This window comes from Streptomyces sp. 1-11, assembly GCF_007176755.1.
Lineage (GTDB): Bacteria > Actinomycetota > Actinomycetes > Streptomycetales > Streptomycetaceae > Streptomyces.
On record NZ_BJTV01000023.1, the window covers coordinates 48115 to 64839 of the forward strand.

The following is a 16725-nucleotide window of genomic DNA, read 5'->3' on the forward strand; positions in this document are numbered from 1 at the left end:
GCCTTTCCTGATCGGCGGTGCGGTCCGGCCCCCGTGAGCCGGGCACCGGACCGCCATCATGCAGCGCGCCATGGTCAGTACAAAACCCTCACTCTGGCTCGTCAGCAGGCTGTTCCCCGGCTGAGACACCCGGCGGAACCTGCCGGTCCGGGTCCGCGAGTTCCGCGGGCGTGGTGGGGGTCAGTCTCCCTCCCTCCATCAGCAGCCACCGGGTGATGCCGATGGACTCGAGGAACGGCAGGTCGTGGCTGGCCACGACCAGGGCGCCCCGGTAGGCCCCGAGCGCCGAGGTGAGCTGCCGGACGCTCGCCATGTCGAGGTTGTTGGTCGGCTCGTCCAGCAGGAGGAGCTGGGGCGCCGGTTCGGCGAGCATCAGCGCGGCCAGCGCCGCCCGGAAGCGCTCGCCGCCGGAGAGCGTCCCCGCCTTCTGGTCGGCCCGCGCGCCTCGGAACAGGAAGCGGGCGAGCCGCGCCCGGATCCGGTTGTTGGTGGCGCCCGGCGCGAACCGGGCCACGTTCTCGGCGACGGTCGACTCGTCGTCGAGCACGTCGAGGCGCTGCGGCAGGAACCGCAGCGGCACGTGCGTCCGCGCCTCGCCGGCCCGCGCCGGCAGCTCCCCGGCGATGGTCCGCAGCAGCGTCGTCTTGCCGGCGCCGTTGCGTCCGACGAGCGCGATGCGCTCCGGCCCGCGCAGATCGAGGATGCCCTCGACGCGGGCCCCGTAGGCCGTCCGCAGGTTCTCCAGGGTGAGCACCTCACGGCCGGGGGGCACGGCCGTGAACGGCAGTTCGACGCGGATCTCGTCGTCGTCCCGTACCGCCTCCACCGCCTCGTCCAGCCGTTCCCTGGCATCGGCGAGCCGTTCCTCGTGCATGATCCGGTGCTTGCCCGCGGACTCCTGCGCGGCGCGTCTGCGCGCGCCCACGAGGATCCTCGGCAGGCTCCCGGAGTCGCCGACCTTCTGCCCGTAGCGCTTGCGCTTGGCCAGCTTGACCTGGGCGTCGGCGAGTTCGCGTTGCTGCCTGCGCACGTCCGCCTCGGCGACCCGCACCATCCTTTCGGCCGCCTCCTGTTCGACGGCCAGGGCCTCCTCGTAGGCGGAGAAGTTGCCGCCGTACCGGACGATCTCCCCCGACCGCAGGTCCGCGATCTGGTCGGCCAGGTCCAGCAGTTCGCGGTCGTGGCTGACGACCACCAGCACACCCGGCCAGGCGTCGACGGCCGCGTACAGCCGGCGGCGCGCGTACAGGTCCAGGTTGTTGGTGGGCTCGTCGAGCAGCAGGACGTCGGGGCGGCGCAGCAGCAGCGCGGCCAGCCGCAGCAGCACCGACTCGCCGCCGGACACCTCGCCGACGGTGCGGTCCAGGCCGATGTGGCCGAGGCCGAGTCCGCCGAGCGTGACCAGGGCGCGCTCCTCGACGTCCCAGTCGTCGCCGACCGCCTCGAAGTGCGCCTCGGCGACGTCGCCCGCCTCGATGGCGTGCAGCGCGGCCCGCCGGGCGGCGATGCCCAGGACCTCGTCGACGCGGAGCGTGGTGCCGAGCGTGACGTTCTGCGGCAGGTAGCCGATCTCGCCGGTCACCTTGACGGTGCCGCCGGACGGGGTCAGTTCGCCGGCGAGCAGTTTCAGCAGGGTGGACTTCCCCGACCCGTTGACGCCGACGAGCCCGGTCCTGCCGGGTCCGAAGGCGACGTCGAGGCCGTCGAAGACAGGGGTGCCGTCCGGCCAGGCGAAGGACAGGGACGTGCAGGTGAGGGACATGGACATGGGGCCTCGCGGTTGCTGGATGCGGTCTGGGCTGACGCGTGTCGAGACACCGCGAGGCGGAAACCGAAGGCCTGGGCAGCAGGGGTGCCCGTGAACAGGGGCCTGCGCCGGAGGACGGCTCGGACGCCGAGGTCGAACGCCACGCACACCTCACCGGTGTGAACGCGGTGTCTCAGGACCTCAGACGAGCAACGTCCTTCTCCTATCGACGGCAACAGAACCGCATCAAACGTACGAGGGGGGCGGGAGGCTGTCAACGCGATTTCCGCGGACGGCCCGCGCCCCGACGGCGGGGCGGGGCGCACCGCGGGAGCCGGCCCGGGCCCGGCCGCACGCCCGGGGTCAGCAGGCGTCGCGCATCAGGACGGCCAGGTCGTGGTCGAGGTCGAGCTGCAGGTGCTCCAGACCGACCGGCACGAGGTCGCCGGTCGCCTTAAGGAACCGCCGGATCTCGCCCGAGCGCACGTGCACGACCGCCGTGCCCTCGGGGGCGTGGAACTCCAGCACCGTGCGGTCGTAGCCGTACGGCCGCACCCGGACGTCCCCGTGGCCTTCCGGGCCCTCGAGGCCCGCCGCGAGGAGTTCACGGGAGAAGGTCCAGCAGACGTCGACGCCCTCCAGGGTGGCCGGCGCGGGGAAGGTCATCCGGACGGCGAACGGGTCGCGCCGGTCGTAGCACAGCACGGCGGGGATGCTCGGCATGCGCGGTGCGGCGGCGACGAGGCGGGCCTCTACGGGCTGCTCGATCATGGTGGACAACGCCTTGCTCCCTCGTGACGGACGGACGTGCTTCCGGTGTGGCACCGGTACTGGAGGAGACGTCGGATCCGGCCGGCCCGTGCACACGGGACACGAGTGACCTCGGTCACCGCGTTCATGCGCTGGGGGCGGCGACGCCTCCCGGGACGGGGCTTCCGCACGCGGCCGGTACAGGTCTTCCGGATGCCGCCGGGGCGGGCCTTCCGGACACGGCCGGACGGGTCTTGCGGACGCGGCCGGGACGGGCCCTCCTGACGACGCCGGGACGACACTCCGGACGCCGATGGGACGGCCCTCTGGACGGTGCCGGGGCGGTCCGCTAGCTTCGCCCGCCATGAGGCGCTTGGGGAGCACGCGACGCGGGGGACGGACGAATCGGCTGCTGGCGGCGGGGGTGGTGTGCGCGGCGGCACTGGCCGCGGCGGCGGTCCCCGCCGCCGCCGAGGCGACCGCACCCGCCCGGGGCGGGGTGCACTGGGCGCAGAAGGACACCGGCGCTCCGCAGGTCCGCTTCCGCGGCCTGGCCGCCGTCGACCGCCGGACCGCCTGGCTCGCCGGCACCGGCGGCACCGTGCTGCGCACCGGCGACGGCGGGGCGAGCTGGCGGAACGTCTCCCCGCCCGGCGCGGCCGACCTGCAGTTCCGGGACGTCGAGGCGTTCGACGGGCGGCGCGCTGTGGTGCTCGCCATCGGCGAGGGCGAGGCCTCCCGCGTCTACCGCACCGAGGACGGCGGGAGCACCTGGACGGAGTCCTTCCGCAACACCGACCCGAAGGCGTTCTACGACTGCCTCGCCTTCTTCGACCACCGCCACGGCCTCGCCATGGGCGACCCGGTGGACGGCCGGTTCCGCATCCTGTCCACCAGCGACGGCGGCCGTTCCTGGCGCGTCCTGCCCTCCGCCGGTATGCCGGCCGCCCTGGACGGCGAGGCCGGCTTCGCGGCGAGCGGCCAGTGCCTGGTCACCGCCGGTCCGAAGGACGTGTGGCTGGCCACCGGCGGCGGAGCCCGCGCGCGCGTGCTGCACTCCGCCGACCGCGGACTGACCTGGACGGCCACCGACACGCCGGTGCCCGCGGGCGATCCCGCCAGGGGCGTCTTCGCGCTCGCCTTCCGCGACCGCGCCCACGGACTCGCCGTCGGCGGCGACTACCGCCCCGACCAGCCCTCGCCGCGGGCCGCCGCGGTGACCGGCGACGGCGGCCGCACCTGGCGCCCGGCCGCCACCCCGCCGCCGGCCTACCGCTCCGGCGCCGCCTGGCTCCCGCACAGCCGCGGCACCGCGCTGGCCGTCGGCCCGACCGGCACCGACCTGACCACCGACGGCGGCCGCACCTGGCGCCCGGTCGACACCGGCTCCTACGACACCGTGTCCTGCACCCCGGACCTGAGCTGCTGGGCGGCCGGTGAGAAGGGCCGGGTGGCCCGGCTGGAACGCTGACGTAGCCGCGCGTAACCCGGGTACTCGTCTCCCACCGTTGAGCGTCAGGAAGGGAGCGATCATGCCAGCCGGTTCCAGCCCCAAGCGCGAACGCCAGTACGAGCACATCAAGGAGAGCGCGCAGGACCGGGGGGAGAGCGCCGGGCGCGCGAAGGAGATCGCCGCGCGGACCGTGAACAAGGAACGCGCCCGCTCGGGCGAGGCCAAGACCGCCAGCCGCAGCTCGACGCAGGACAAGAAGTCCTCCGGCGAGCGCGGCGGCCAGCGGTCGGGCAACCGGGTGGGCCCGCACGGTCCGACCCGCGACCAGCTCTACAACGAGGCCAGGCAGCGCGGCATCGAGGGCCGCTCGCACATGAACAAGGACGAGCTGCGGCGCGCGCTGGACGACAAGAAGGGCTGAACCCGCGACGGGGTCAGTCCGCCGCCTGCCGGTGCCGGGCCAGCTCCGGAGCCGTCTTCGTGGCCCGGAACTCCGTGATGCGGTACGTGCACACCCCGGCGGCGACGAACGGGTCGCCGGCGGCCACCTCCTCGATGCCGGCACGGTCCTCCGCGACGGCGAGGATCACCCCGCCGTCGCGGGGCTCCTTGCGCCCTGAGGCCAGGAAGCGGCCGGTCCCGTAGTGCTCGTCGAGCCAGGCGCGGTGCGCCGGCAGCACGGCCTCCACGTCCTCCAGCGGGGCGGTGTACGTCAGCTCCAGTACGAACATGATCGCGAGCCTACCCGGGTGCGTCGCCGGCCGTGTCCGGGCCGTACAGTCCTGTCCACCATGAGGACCGCAGACGTGCCCGCGAACTGGCCGGCGACCGAGGAGGAGGCCCGCGCCGTCCAGGACGAACTGCGCGGGCGGGTGGTGCTCGACGAGCCGGGGCCGCCGCCCGGGTCGGGGCGGGTGACGGGCGTGGACGTCGCCTACGACGACGAGCGCGACCTCGTGGCCGCGGCGGCCGTCGTGCTGGACGCGGCCACCCTCGAGGTCGTCGCCGAGGCCACGGCGGTCGGCCGGATCTCCTTCCCGTACGTCCCCGGGCTGCTCGCCTTCCGCGAGGTCCCGACCGTACGGGCCGCCCTCGACGCCCTGCCGTGCCCGCCGGGCCTTGTGGTGTGCGACGGCTACGGTCTCGCCCATCCGCGCCGCTTCGGCCTCGCCGCCCATCTCGGCGTCCTCACCGGCCTGCCGACCATCGGCGTCGCCAAGAACCCCTTCACCTTCAGCCACGACGAACCCGGCCCGCTCCGCGGCGGCTCGGCCCCGCTCCTCGACGGCCGCGAGGAGGTCGGCCGGGCGCTGCGCACCCGGGACCGCGTCAAACCGGTCTTCGTCTCCGTGGGCCACCGCGTGAGCCTGGACAACGCCCTGGCGCACACGCTGGCCCTGACGCCCCGGTACCGGCTGCCGGAGACCACCCGCAGGGCGGACGCCCTGTGCCGGCAGGCCCTGAAGCGGGCGGTCGCCGAGCACCAGGACTGAGCAGCCGTACGGATGTGCGGGGCGCGGGCCGGCCGGCGGGGTGGGAGCCTGGCGACGCACCGTGCGCCCAGGCCCCTCACCGCTCCGGACCGGCCCGTCGAGCGGGCCGTGAACGCCGCTCCCGCGCTCTGCGCGCTCGCCGGGCCCGGCCGAATCCGCGGGATGATCCGGACCTCGGTGCGGTGGCTCCTGTGACGGGTCAGCGGCTCGCCGCGACCCGGAAGCGGATGCCCGCCCGCCGCAGCCGCTCGGTGAGCGCGTCGCCCATCGCCGCCGCGGTGGTGACCTGCCCCGCCGTCGGCGGGAGATCGTCGAAGGCCAGGCAGAGCGCCGACTCGGCGAACATCTTCGCCGTCTCGTCGTAGCCGGGGTCGCCGCCCGAGACCTCGGTGAACACGCGACGCCCGCCGCCTTCGCCAACGAAGCGCACCCGGAACCAGCTCCGCGCCCGCTTCTGCGCGCTCGGCCCGTCCCCGGGCCTGAGCCGGTCCGAGAGCCAGCGCCGGGCGGGCGGAAGCTGGGCGGCCGCCGCGACCGCCCCGACCGCGGCGGCCCCGCCCGCGGCCACCGGCAGGTGCCGGACCGCCGCGTAGTGCCGGTAGCGGAAGTCGGGCCCGTAGCGCTCCAGCGCCTTCGCCGAGCGGCGCACGATCTGCGGGTCTATGGTCGACAGCGGCAGCGCCCAGGCGCCCACCTCCCGGGCGAACCGCGGGGCGCCCGCCGGCGCCGACGCCCGGCGCCCCAGCAGCCGCGGCTCGTGCCGCCGGCGTTCCCGGGCCGCCGCCGCCATCTGCCGGCCGCGCGCGAACTGGTTCAGCGCGGAGGCCAGCGTTCCGCCGGAGAAGGCGGCGTCCGCCGTCACGAACCCGTCCACGGTCAGCGGCACCCCCTCCGGCAGGTGCCGGACCGTGAAGTGCACCCCCAGATCGTGCGGCACGGAGTCGAAACCGCAGGCGTGCACCAGACGGGCGCCGGTCTCCCGCGCGCGTGCGTCGTGCCGGACGTACATCAGGTCCACGAACTCGGGCTCACCGGTGAGGTCCAGGTAGTCGGTGCCGGCGTCCGCGCAGGCGGCGACCAGTTCCTCGCCGTACTCCAGATACGGTCCGACGGTCGAGGCCACCACGCGCGCGTGCTCGGCGAGGGCCCGCACGGTGGCCGGTTCGCGCACGTCCGCACGGAGCGTGCCGACGCCGGAGCCCCCGGGCAGCCGCGCCCGCAGCCGCTCCAGCGCGAGTTCGTCACGGCCCGCGACCGCCCAGCGCAGGTCCGCGGGCGCATGCGCCGCGAGGTACTCCGCGGTGAGCGTGCCGACGAAGCCGGTGGCCCCGAAAAGCACGAGGTCGTAGGGACGTTCCGTCCGTTTTAGCCTGCTCATGTCACCCCTTGCCTCCGCAGCCCGCGCCGCTGTTGGTGGCTGAGGCTAGCGTGAGTGGTGCGGAGCCGGTCGACCAGCCCGGCGACGACGGCTGCGGGCACTTGGCTAAGCGCTTGCTCGTTCGGGTCTTGTGCGGAGTGGAACGTGTTCTTAGCATCCTCGGTGTTACATCGGTTGTGTCACATGGGCTTGGGGGCAGGACGGCATGACGACGGCAGGGACGCCGGGCCACGGCCCGCTCTCGGGAGTGCGCGTGGTCGAACTGGCCGGCATCGGGCCGGGCCCGTTCGCCGCCATGCTCCTCGCCGACCTGGGCGCCGACGTGGTCCGGGTGGACCGCCCGGGCGGCCCGGGCCTCGGGATCGACCCGGCGCACGACGTGACCAACCGCAACAAGCGCTCGGTCGTCGTCGACCTCAAGGCGCCGGACGGCGCCGCGCGCGTGCTCGACCTCGCCGGGCGCGCCGACATCCTCCTGGAGGGCTACCGCCCCGGGGTCGCCGAGCGGCTCGGCGTCGGCCCCGCCGACTGCCACGCCCGCAACGCCCGGCTGGTCTACGGCCGCATGACCGGCTGGGGCCAGGACGGCCCGCTCGCCGACCGCGCCGGCCACGACGTGACGTACATCGCCCTCACCGGCACCCTCGGCATGATCGGCCGGGCCGACGGGCCGCCCGCCATCCCCGCCAATCTGCTCGGCGACTACGCGGGCGGCTCCCTCTACCTGGTCGTCGGCGTCCTGGCCGCCCTGCACCACGCGCGCGCCACCGGCACGGGCCAGGTCGTGGACGCGGCCATCGTGGACGGCGCCGCGCACCTGTCCGCGATGATCCACGGCATGCTGTCCGCCGGCGGCTGGCAGGACCGGCGCGGCGCCAACCTCCTGGACGGCGGCTGCCCGTACTACGGCACCTACGAGACCGCCGACGGCGGCCACATGGCGGTGGGCGCCCTGGAGACGCGGTTCTACGCGGAGTTCCTGCACCTGCTCGGCCTCGACCACCTCGCCGGGGCCCGCGACGACTGGACCCGCTGGGGCGAGCTGCGCGAGGAGGTCGCCGCCCGCTTCAGGTCCCGCACCCGGGACGAGTGGACGGCCCTCTTCGCGGGCTCGGACGCCTGCGTCGCCCCCGTGCTCTCCCTGCGCGAGGCCCCCCACCACCCGCACCTCGCCGCCCGCGGCACCTTCACCGACCACGGCGGCATCACCCAGCCGGCCCCCGCCCCCCGCTTCTCCGCGACCCCCACCACCGTCCGCACCGGTCCCGCCCGGCCCGGCGCGGACACCGGGACGGTGGCGCGGGACTGGGGCATACCTCACCTCGTGAACGACGGCCCCGGCCCGGACGGCGACTGACCCGCCACCGGACCGCCCGGCGAGACACCCCGCCCTCGGCGACCGACCCCGCTCGGCCCACCCTCCCGAAAGGCACACCAGTGAGCACCGAAGCGTACGTGTACGACGCGATCCGCACCCCGCGCGGCCGCGGCAAGGCGAACGGCGCCCTGCACGGCACGAAGCCCATCGACCTGGTCGTCGGTCTCATCCACGAGATCCGCGACCGCTTCCCGGGCCTCGACCCGGCCGCGATCGACGACATCGTGCTCGGCGTCGTCGGACCCGTGGGCGACCAGGGCTCCGACATCGCCCGGATCGCCGCGATCGCCGCCGGACTGCCGGACACCGTCGCGGGCGTCCAGGAGAACCGCTTCTGCGCCTCCGGCCTGGAGGCCGTCAACCTGGCTGCGGCCAAGATCCGCTCGGGCTGGGAGGACCTGGTCCTGGCCGGCGGCGTGGAGTCCATGTCCCGGGTGCCGATGGCCTCGGACGGCGGCGCCTGGTTCAACGACCCGATGACCAACCTGTCCGTCAACTTCGTGCCGCAGGGCATCGGCGCCGACCTCATCGCCACCATCGAGGGCTTCTCCCGCCGGGACGTCGACGAGTACGCGGCCCTGTCCCAGGAGCGCGCCGCCACCGCCTGGAAGGAGGGCCGCTTCGACCGCTCCGTCGTCCCCGTCAGGGACCGCAGCGGCCTGGTCGTCCTCGACCACGACGAGCACATGCGCCCCGGCACCACCGCCGACTCCCTCGCCGGGCTCAAGCCGTCGTTCGCGGACATCGGCGAGCTGGGCGGCTTCGACGCGGTCGCCCTGCAGAAGTACCACTGGGTGGAGAAGATCGACCACGTCCACCACGCGGGCAACTCCTCCGGCATCGTCGACGGGGCCTCCCTGGTCGCCATCGGGTCCAAGGAGGTCGGCGAGCGCTATGGGCTCACCCCGCGCGCGCGGATCGTCTCCGCGTCCGTCTCCGGCTCCGAGCCGACCATCATGCTCACCGGTCCCGCCCCGGCCGCCCGCAAGGCGCTCGCCAAGGCCGGGCTCACCATCGACGACATCGACCTGGTCGAGATCAACGAGGCGTTCGCCGCGGTCGTGCTGCGCTTCGTGAAGGACATGGGCCTGTCCCTGGACCAGGTCAACGTCAACGGCGGCGCCATCGCGCTCGGCCACCCGCTCGGCGCGACCGGCGCCATGATCCTCGGCACGCTCGTCGACGAGCTGGAGCGCCAGGACAAGCGGTACGGCATGGCCACCCTGTGCGTCGGCGGCGGCATGGGCGTCGCCACCGTCGTCGAGCGCATCTGACCTCCCAGCGGACCCCCGAGACTTCAACGGAGACGACTGTCATGACCGAGAGCACCACCATCCGCTGGGAACAGGACGACACCGGGGTCGTCACCCTCGTCCTGGACGACCCGAACCAGTCCGCGAACACCATGAACCAGGCGTTCCGCGACTCCCTCGCCGCGATCACCGACCGGCTGGAGGCCGAGAAGGACTCGATCCGCGGCATCGTCTTCACCTCGGCGAAGAAGACCTTCTTCGCCGGCGGCGACCTGCGCGACCTGATCCGGGTCACGCCCGAGACCGCCCAGGACCTGTTCGACGGCGGCCTCGCCCTCAAGCGGAACCTGCGCCGCATCGAGACCCTCGGCAAGCCCGTCGTCGCCGCGATCAACGGCGCGGCCCTCGGCGGCGGCTTCGAACTCGCCCTCGCCTGCCACCACCGCGTCGCCCTGGACACCTCCGGCACGAAGATCGGCTGCCCCGAGGTCACCCTCGGCCTGCTCCCCGGCGGCGGCGGCGTCGTGCGCACCGTACGGCTGCTGGGCATCGCCGACGCGCTGCTGAAGGTGCTGCTGCAGGGGCAGCAGTACAACGCCCGCCGCGCCCAGGAGAACGGCCTGGTGCACGAGGTCGCCGCCACCCCCGAGGAGCTGCTCGCCAAGGCCCGCGCCTTCATCGACGCCAACCCCGAGTCGCGGCAGCCCTGGGACCGGCCCGGCTACCGGATCCCCGGCGGCACCCCCGCCAACCCGAAGTTCGCCGCCAACCTGCCCGCCTTCCCGGCCACCCTGCGCAAGCAGACGGGCGGCGCCCCCTATCCGGCCCCGCGCAACATCCTGGCCGCGGCCGTCGAGGGCTCCCAGGTCGACTTCGAGACCGCCCAGGTCATCGAGGCCCGCTACTTCGTGGAGCTGGCCGCCGGGCAGACCTCGAAGAACATGATCCAGGCGTTCTTCTTCGACCTCCAGGCCGTCAACTCCGGCGCCAACCGGCCCCAGGGCGTCGAGCCCCGCCAGGTCCGCAGGGTCGCCGTCCTCGGCGCGGGCATGATGGGCGCCGGCATCGCCTATTCGTGCGCCCGCGCGGGCATCGAGGTCGTCCTGAAGGACGTCTCTCTCGAGGCGGCCCTCAAGGGCAAGGGCTACTCCGAGAAGCTGTGCGCGAAGGCCGTCTCCCGGGGCCGTACCAGCCAGGAGAAGGCCGACGCGCTCCTCGCCCGCATCACCCCGAGCGCCGACGTCGCCGACCTCGCGGGCTGCGACGCGGTCATCGAGGCCGTCTTCGAGGACACCGCGCTCAAGCACAAGGTCTTCCAGGAGGTCGAGTCCGTCGTCGCGCCCGACGCGCTGCTGTGCTCCAACACCTCCACCCTGCCCATCACCGCGCTGGCCGAGGGCGTGCAGCGGCAGGACGACTTCATCGGGCTGCACTTCTTCTCGCCCGTCGACAAGATGCCGCTGGTCGAGATCATCAAGGGCGAGCGCACCGGCGACGAGGCCCTCGCCCGGGCCTTCGACCTGGTCCGGCAGATCAACAAGACGCCGATCGTCGTCAACGACTCGCGCGGCTTCTTCACCTCCAGGGTGATCGGCCACTTCATCAACGAGGGCGTCGCCATGGTCGGCGAGGGAATCGAGCCCGCCTCCGTGGAGCAGGCCGCCGCCCAGGCCGGCTACCCGGCCAAGGTGCTCTCCCTCATGGACGAGCTGACCCTCACCCTCCCGCGCAAGATCCGCAACGAGTCGAGGAAGGCCGTCGAGGAGGCGGGCGGCACCTGGACCGCGCACCCGGCGGAGGCGGTCATCGACCGCCTGGTCGACGAGTTCGGCCGCACCGGCCGCAGCGGCGGCGCCGGCTTCTACGACTACACCGAGGACGGCAGGCGGGCCGGGCTCTGGCCGGGCCTGCGCGAGCACTTCACCCGGCCCGGGCACGAGATCCCGTTCCGCGACATGAAGGAGCGGATGCTCTTCGCCGAGGCGCTCGACACCGTGCGGCTCCTGGAGGAGGGCGTGCTGACCTCGGTCGCCGACGCCAACATCGGCTCGATCCTCGGCATCGGCTTCCCCGGCTGGACCGGCGGCGTGCTCCAGTACGTCAACGGCTACGAGGGCGGCCTGCCCGGATTCGTCGCACGCGCGCGCGAGCTCGCCGAGCGCTACGGCGAGCGGTTCACCCCGCCCGCGCTGCTCGTCGACAAGGCAGAGAAGGGGGAGGCGTTCGGCGACCGGCGCTCATGACCCGGTGAGCCACTCGCTCAGCTCATCCCGCAGCGAGCGCTGGAACGTCGACAGCAGCGCCTGCACCACCAGCGGCTGCATGTGCGCCGACAGGGACCGCACGTCCCGGGCGTCGCGCTCCGCCACCTCGCCGCGGAAGAGCTGGGCCAGCTCCCGGGCCGCGGCGCGCGAGTGCTCCACGAGCACCTCGCGCGCCGCGAGGATCGCCTCCTGCGACAGCGGCACGTCGAGCAGCCGCACGCCGAGCCTGAGCAGCCCGGCGTCCACCCGGAAGGTGTCCCCGTCCTCCCGGCGGACGACGTCCATCGCGGCCAGCCGCTCCACGTCCTGCGAGGTGAGCGCCCGCCCCGCCCGCCGCTCGAGTTCCCGCCGCGACACCGTCTCCGGGGCTTCCGGCGCCCAGGACGCGACCACCGCGCGGTGGATGGCCAGGTCGTGCGGGCTCAGCTCCGGCGGCAGCCGGCGCAGGTACCGCTCGATCGCCGCCAGGGTCATGCCCTGCCGCTGCAGCTCCTCGATCAGGGCCAGCCGCGCCTCGTGCACGGGGCCGTAGCGCCCCACCCGCCGCGGGCCTATCTCCGGCGGCGGGAGCAGCCCCCGGCTGCTGTAGAAGCGGACGGTGCGCACCGTGACGCCCGCCCGCGCGGCCAGCTCGTCGATGGTGAGGGCCGGCTCCCCGCCCCCGGTCGTGGCGTCCGTCATCATGTGCAGCAGTATCGCTGTCTCACCAGTGGTGTGAAACGTGTGTCGAACATGTGAGAAGTGCCCCGGTGTGACATGGGCCATCGCATACCCGGCTTCCCACCTGGGAAGCTGCTGCCTTGGTCTGTACCGCGACACCTGGGTGGTGCGGGCCAGGACCTGCACGTACCCCGGGCCCATGAGGCCCGGGCGCACCAGGAAGTGGAACCACCCGTGAGCAAGGACGCCGTGGAATCGGCACAGGCCACCGCCCGCCCCCCGGTGGACCGGACCCCCGCGGACGCGGGCGACGCCGGCTACAGCAAGGACCTCAAGGCCCGCCACGTCAACATGATCGCCATCGGCGGCGCCATCGGCACCGGCCTCTTCCTGGGCGCCGGCGGCCGCCTGCACACCGCGGGCCCGGCGCTCGCCGTGGCCTACCTGGTCTGCGGCGTCTTCGCCTTCTTCGTCGTACGGGCCCTCGGCGAGCTGGTCCTCTACCGCCCGTCCTCCGGGTCCTTCGTGAGCTACGCGCGCGAGTTCCTCGGCGAGAAGGGCGCCTACGTCGCCGGCTGGATGTACTTCCTGAACTGGTCGACCACCGGCATCGCCGACATCACCGCGATCGCGCTGTACACGCACTACTGGAGCATGTTCACGGCCGTCCCGCAGTGGGTGCTGGCCCTGATAGCCCTCGCGGTGGTGCTCGCGGTGAACCTGATCTCGGTGAAGATCTTCGGCGAGATGGAGTTCTGGTTCGCGATCATCAAGGTCGCGACCCTGGTGAGCTTCATGTTCATCGGCATCTTCCTGCTCGCCACCCAGCACGAGGTCGGCGGCGAGAAGCCGGGCCTGAGCGTCATCACCGACCACGGCGGCATCCTGCCGCAGGGCATGATGCCGGTCGTCCTGGTCATGCAGGGCGTGATCTTCGCGTACGCCGCCCTCGAGCTGGTCGGCGTCGCGGCCGGCGAGACCGCCGAGCCGGAGAAGGTCGTCCCGCGCGCGGTGAACTCGATCATGTGGCGCGTCGGCCTGTTCTACGTCGGCTCGGTCGTGCTGCTCGCTCTGCTGCTGCCCGGCTCGGTGTACTCCGCCGACCAGAGCCCGTTCGTCACGGTGCTGTCCAAGATCGGCGTCCCGGCGGCCGGCGACGTGATGAACCTGGTGGTGCTGACCGCCGCGATGTCCTCGCTCAACTCCGGCCTGTACTCCACCGGCCGCATCCTGCGCTCGATGGCGACGGCCGGCTCGGCGCCGAAGTTCACCGCCCGCATGAACCGCAGCCAGGTCCCCTACGGCGGCATCCTGCTGACCTGCGCGGTCTGCGTGCTCGGCGTCGGCCTGAACTATCTGGTGCCCAGCCAGGCCTTCGAGATCGTGCTGAACGTCGCCTCCCTCGGCATCATCAGCACCTGGGTGATCATCATGATCTGCCACCTCGTCTTCGTCCGCCGGGCCCGCGCCGGCCTGGTGGCCCGCCCGCACTTCCAGCTCAAGTTCAGCCCGGTCACCGAGATCGCCACGATCGCCTTCCTGCTGGCCTGCCTCGGCATGATGTGGAACGACGCCGAGGTCGGCCGCAAGACCCTCCTGCTCGTCCCCGTGGTCGCCGTCCTCCTGGTCGCCGGCTGGTTCGGCGTCCGCCGCCGCGTGGCCCGGAACGCCGAGCGGGAACTGACCGCGCCGGCGAAGTAGCGGGCGCATCCCCGGCGGGACGGGCGGGGACATGCCCTCCCGCCGGGAAGTGACCGAACCCGTCGTGTCCGTGCAAGCGCCCCGCATAAGCTGCGGTGCGACGGTGGACGACCACGGGGAGGGCGGGGCATGGGCTCGCAGGGTGAAGCGGTGGACGTGCTGGTGCTGGGCGGGGCCGGCGTGGACACGATCGTGTACGTCCCGGAGCTGCCGCTGCCCTACGCGGACAGCTACGGCATCGACTCCGGGATCCGCACCCGCGCCGGGCAGACCGGTGACTTCGTGGCGCTCGGGCTCGACGCGCTGGGCCTGCGCACCCACCACCTGGACCTGGTCGGCGACGATCCGGAGGGCGACCTCGTGCGCGCCCTGCACCGGGAGCGGGGCATCGGCCTGACCGCGCTCCCCGGCCCCGCCGGGACCAAGCGGGCGGTCAACCTCGTCGGCCCCGACGGCCGGCGGCTGTCCCTGTACGACACCAGCCGCGCCCACCCCGGCGACCGCTTCCCCGAGGACACGCTGCGCGCACTCGCCGGGGCCAGCCGGCACGTCCACGTGACCATCACCCAGCCCTGCGCCGAGGCCCTGCCCGTGCTGGCCGCGACGGGCGTGCCGCTCTCCACCGACCTGCACGACTGGGACGGCGAGAACCCCTACCACGAGCCGTTCGCGCTGGCGGCGGACGTGGTGTTCCTCTCGGCCGCCGCGCTGTCCGACCCCGAGCGGACCGTGCGCCGCATCGCCGAGCGGGGCCGGGCCGAGGTCGTCGTCGCCACCGCCGGGGCCGAGGGCGCCTACCTGCTGGCCGACGGCGAGCTGACCCGTATACCGGCGGTGGCCCCGCCCGCTCCGGTGGTCGACTCCAACGGCGCGGGCGACGCCTTCGCCGCCGCGTTCCTCTACGGCCGGCTCGCCGGCGAGCCGCCCCTGCGGTGCGCCCGCTACGGGGCGGTCGCCGGCGCCCACGCCTGCACGGTCCCGGCCACCCGCGCCGAGCCGATGAGCCGCGAGGCGCTGGTCGAGCGGATGGCCGCCGTCCCCGCGTGAGCCGTGCGGGGCCTGCGGGGCGTGTGGGGCCTGCGGGGCGTGGGCGGGGCGTGCGGGGCGTCAGCGCCGGTGCACGCCGTTCGTCGCCTCGATCCGCTTCCACGACCGCGGCCGCGCGACGTCCGAGCCCGCCCCGGCGAGCGAGGCCGCACGGGCCGCGCGCGGGGCCGGCTTCGAGGGCTGGAACAGCCAGGTGTCGAACAGCGCAGCCAGCGGCCGGCCCGACACCCGCTCGGCGTACCTCTGGAAGTCGGCCACCGACGCGTTGCCGTACGCGTGCTCCTCGGGCCAGCCCTTCAGCACGGCGAAGAATGCGTCGTCGCCGATCTCCTCGCGCAGCGCCTGGACGGCGAGCGCCCCCCGGTCGTAGACGGCGGCGTCGAACTGGTGCTCCGGGCCGGGGTCGCCCGGCGCGACCGTCCAGAACGCGTCGTCGGCCGGATGGGAGGCGTACACGTAGTCGGCGAGCTCCCGCGTGGTGCCTTCGCCCTCGTGCTCCGACCACAGCCACTGGGCGTAGCGCGCGAATCCCTCGTTGATCCAGATGTCCTTCCAGCCCTTCAGTGACACGTCGTCGCCGAACCACTGGTGGGCCAGCTCGTGCACGACCACCGAGGTGTTCGCGCCGTTCGCGAACTGCCGCGGGCTGTAGTAGATCCGGGTCTGCGTCTCCAGCGCGTACCCGGTGGTGGTGTTCGGCACGTAGCCGCCCGCCGAGGCGAACGGGTACGGCCCGAAGTAGCCGCTCAGCCAGTCGACGAGCTCCCCGGTGCGCTCCACGCTCGCTCGCGCGGCGCCGTCGTTGTCGCCGAGGTCCTTGCTGTAGGCGTTGAGCACCGGCACACCGCCGTCGGACGTGCCGGTGGTGATGTCGAACCGGCCGACGGCGAGCGTGGACAGATAGGTCGCCAGCGGCTTGTTCTGCCGCCAGTTGTAGCGGGTCCAGCCCAGCTTCGAGGAGGTCGACTGCAGGGTGCCGCCCGAGATGGCCTGCGTGCCGTCGGGCACGGCCACCGACACGTCGTAGGTGGCCTTGTCGCTGGGGTGGTCGTTGCTCGGGAACCACCACCAGGCCGACTCGGGCTCGTCGGCGGCCACCGCGCCGTCCGGGGTGCGGTGCCAGGTGGTGAAGCCGTAGGCGCTCTTCGTCGACGGCACCCCGCTGTAGCGGACCACGACGGTGACGGCCGCGCCCTTGGCCAGGGGCCTGGCCGGGGTGACGACGAGTTCGTGCTCGCCCGACCTGGTGAAGGACGCCTTGCTGCCGTCGACCCGCACCTCGCTCACGTCCAGCAGGAAGTCCAGGTCGAAGCTGGACAGATCCTGGGTGGTCCGGGCCAGGATGGTCGCGGTGCCCTGCAACTCGTCCGTCCGCGGCTGGTACTGCAGCCTCAGGTCGTAGTGCGAGACGTCGTAGCCGCCGTTGCCGTAGTTCGGGTAGTAGGGGTCGCCGATGCCCGGCGCGCCGGGGGTGTGATTCGCGGCCGATGCCGGGATCGCCAGCAGGAGGGAGGCCGCCGCCAGTGCGCCCGGCGCGATGATTCTGCGGTGCACGTCAGCTCCAAGTCGTCGGGACAGGAAGTCTGTTCGGAGCCTATTCA

General features: G+C 73.5%; 15 protein-coding genes. 9 read left to right on the plus strand and 6 right to left on the minus strand.

The features are described 5' to 3' along the window. Positions 1-88: 88 nt before the first annotated feature. Positions 89-1768: an ABC-F family ATP-binding cassette domain-containing protein gene (locus TNCT1_RS32805; protein ID WP_143639456.1), complete on the minus strand. Its 1680-nt coding sequence runs from the start codon at positions 1766-1768 to the stop codon at positions 89-91. 342 nt (positions 1769-2110) lie between these two features. Then, the gene (locus TNCT1_RS32810) at positions 2111-2527 is read right to left on the minus strand and encodes an SsgA family sporulation/cell division regulator (protein ID WP_143639459.1); all 417 of its coding nucleotides are present in this window, start codon (positions 2525-2527) and stop codon (positions 2111-2113) included. A 334-nt stretch (positions 2528-2861) separates the two neighbouring features. Between TNCT1_RS32810 and TNCT1_RS32815 the strand changes: the two genes are divergently transcribed. Together TNCT1_RS32815 and TNCT1_RS32820 are read left to right on the plus strand one after the other, a co-directional pair. Beyond that, complete coding sequence (locus TNCT1_RS32815) at positions 2862-3968, plus strand: WD40/YVTN/BNR-like repeat-containing protein (RefSeq protein WP_373920521.1); 1107 nt, start codon at positions 2862-2864, stop codon at positions 3966-3968. A 61-nt stretch (positions 3969-4029) separates the two neighbouring features. Next, positions 4030-4371 carry a plasmid stabilization protein gene (locus TNCT1_RS32820; RefSeq protein ID WP_143639462.1) on the plus strand — a complete coding sequence of 114 codons (342 nt, stop codon included), beginning with the start codon at positions 4030-4032 and terminating at the stop codon, positions 4369-4371. A gap of 13 nt (positions 4372-4384) precedes the next feature. Here the strand turns inward: TNCT1_RS32820 and TNCT1_RS32825 are convergent, their stop codons facing one another. Beyond that, positions 4385-4681, minus strand: coding sequence for a YciI family protein (locus tag TNCT1_RS32825; protein ID WP_143639464.1), 297 nt, complete (start codon positions 4679-4681; stop codon positions 4385-4387). A gap of 60 nt (positions 4682-4741) precedes the next feature. Here TNCT1_RS32825 and TNCT1_RS32830 point away from each other — a divergent pair, with 60 nt between their 5' ends. Then, entirely contained in the window at positions 4742-5443 is a 702-nt protein-coding gene (locus TNCT1_RS32830; RefSeq protein ID WP_143639467.1) for an endonuclease V, read from the plus strand. 12 nt (positions 5444-5455) lie between these two features. Then, entirely contained in the window at positions 5456-5638 is a 183-nt protein-coding gene (gene mmpA / locus TNCT1_RS37035) for a morphogenic membrane protein MmpA (RefSeq protein WP_143639469.1), read from the plus strand. A gap of 4 nt (positions 5639-5642) precedes the next feature. Here mmpA and TNCT1_RS32840 read toward each other — a convergent pair whose 3' ends face one another. Further along, entirely contained in the window at positions 5643-6821 is a 1179-nt protein-coding gene (locus TNCT1_RS32840; protein ID WP_143639472.1) for a trans-acting enoyl reductase family protein, read from the minus strand. A 205-nt stretch (positions 6822-7026) separates the two neighbouring features. On the opposite strand from TNCT1_RS32840, the gene TNCT1_RS32845 reads away from it, so the two are divergent. The 3 genes from TNCT1_RS32845 (at position 7027) to TNCT1_RS32855 (ending at position 11695) form a co-directional block, all read left to right on the plus strand. After that, entirely contained in the window at positions 7027-8178 is a 1152-nt protein-coding gene (locus tag TNCT1_RS32845; protein ID WP_143639473.1) for a CaiB/BaiF CoA-transferase family protein, read from the plus strand. An 80-nt stretch (positions 8179-8258) separates the two neighbouring features. Next, complete coding sequence (locus TNCT1_RS32850; RefSeq protein ID WP_143639474.1) at positions 8259-9473, plus strand: acetyl-CoA C-acetyltransferase; 1215 nt, start codon at positions 8259-8261, stop codon at positions 9471-9473. A gap of 41 nt (positions 9474-9514) precedes the next feature. After that, positions 9515-11695: a 3-hydroxyacyl-CoA dehydrogenase NAD-binding domain-containing protein gene (locus TNCT1_RS32855; RefSeq protein ID WP_143639475.1), complete on the plus strand. Its 2181-nt coding sequence runs from the start codon at positions 9515-9517 to the stop codon at positions 11693-11695. On the opposite strand, the gene TNCT1_RS32860 is transcribed toward TNCT1_RS32855, so the two are convergent. Beyond that, complete coding sequence (locus TNCT1_RS32860) at positions 11690-12400, minus strand: MerR family transcriptional regulator (RefSeq protein ID WP_373920522.1); 711 nt, start codon at positions 12398-12400, stop codon at positions 11690-11692. The genes TNCT1_RS32855 and TNCT1_RS32860 overlap by 6 nt on opposite strands. Before the next feature lie 210 nt (positions 12401-12610). Here TNCT1_RS32860 and TNCT1_RS32865 point away from each other — a divergent pair, with 210 nt between their 5' ends. Both TNCT1_RS32865 and TNCT1_RS32870 read left to right on the plus strand, forming a co-directional pair. Beyond that, positions 12611-14077, plus strand: coding sequence for an amino acid permease (locus tag TNCT1_RS32865; protein WP_143639477.1), 1467 nt, complete (start codon positions 12611-12613; stop codon positions 14075-14077). Positions 14078-14206: 129 nt separating this feature from the next. After that, positions 14207-15124: a PfkB family carbohydrate kinase gene (locus TNCT1_RS32870; protein ID WP_143639478.1), complete on the plus strand. Its 918-nt coding sequence runs from the start codon at positions 14207-14209 to the stop codon at positions 15122-15124. A 60-nt stretch (positions 15125-15184) separates the two neighbouring features. Here the strand turns inward: TNCT1_RS32870 and TNCT1_RS32875 are convergent, their stop codons facing one another. Next, positions 15185-16678 carry a M1 family metallopeptidase gene (locus tag TNCT1_RS32875; RefSeq protein WP_143639479.1) on the minus strand — a complete coding sequence of 498 codons (1494 nt, stop codon included), beginning with the start codon at positions 16676-16678 and terminating at the stop codon, positions 15185-15187. Between the last annotated feature and the right edge of the window lie 47 nt (positions 16679-16725).

Coding starts and splice junctions, on each gene's coding strand:
- TNCT1_RS32840 (WP_143639472.1), bottom strand. CDS start 6,821: ATGAGCAGGCTAAAACGGACGGAACGTCCCTACGACCTCGTGCTTTTC.
- TNCT1_RS32820 (WP_143639462.1), top strand. CDS start 4,030: ATGCCAGCCGGTTCCAGCCCCAAGCGCGAACGCCAGTACGAGCACATC.
- TNCT1_RS32830 (WP_143639467.1), top strand. CDS start 4,742: ATGAGGACCGCAGACGTGCCCGCGAACTGGCCGGCGACCGAGGAGGAG.
- TNCT1_RS32815 (WP_373920521.1), top strand. CDS start 2,862: ATGAGGCGCTTGGGGAGCACGCGACGCGGGGGACGGACGAATCGGCTG.
- TNCT1_RS32845 (WP_143639473.1), top strand. CDS start 7,027: ATGACGACGGCAGGGACGCCGGGCCACGGCCCGCTCTCGGGAGTGCGC.
- TNCT1_RS32855 (WP_143639475.1), top strand. CDS start 9,515: ATGACCGAGAGCACCACCATCCGCTGGGAACAGGACGACACCGGGGTC.
- mmpA (WP_143639469.1), top strand. CDS start 5,456: ATGTGCGGGGCGCGGGCCGGCCGGCGGGGTGGGAGCCTGGCGACGCAC.
- TNCT1_RS32870 (WP_143639478.1), top strand. CDS start 14,207: ATGGGCTCGCAGGGTGAAGCGGTGGACGTGCTGGTGCTGGGCGGGGCC.
- TNCT1_RS32805 (WP_143639456.1), bottom strand. CDS start 1,768: ATGTCCATGTCCCTCACCTGCACGTCCCTGTCCTTCGCCTGGCCGGAC.
- TNCT1_RS32860 (WP_373920522.1), bottom strand. CDS start 12,400: ATGATGACGGACGCCACGACCGGGGGCGGGGAGCCGGCCCTCACCATC.
- TNCT1_RS32825 (WP_143639464.1), bottom strand. CDS start 4,681: ATGTTCGTACTGGAGCTGACGTACACCGCCCCGCTGGAGGACGTGGAG.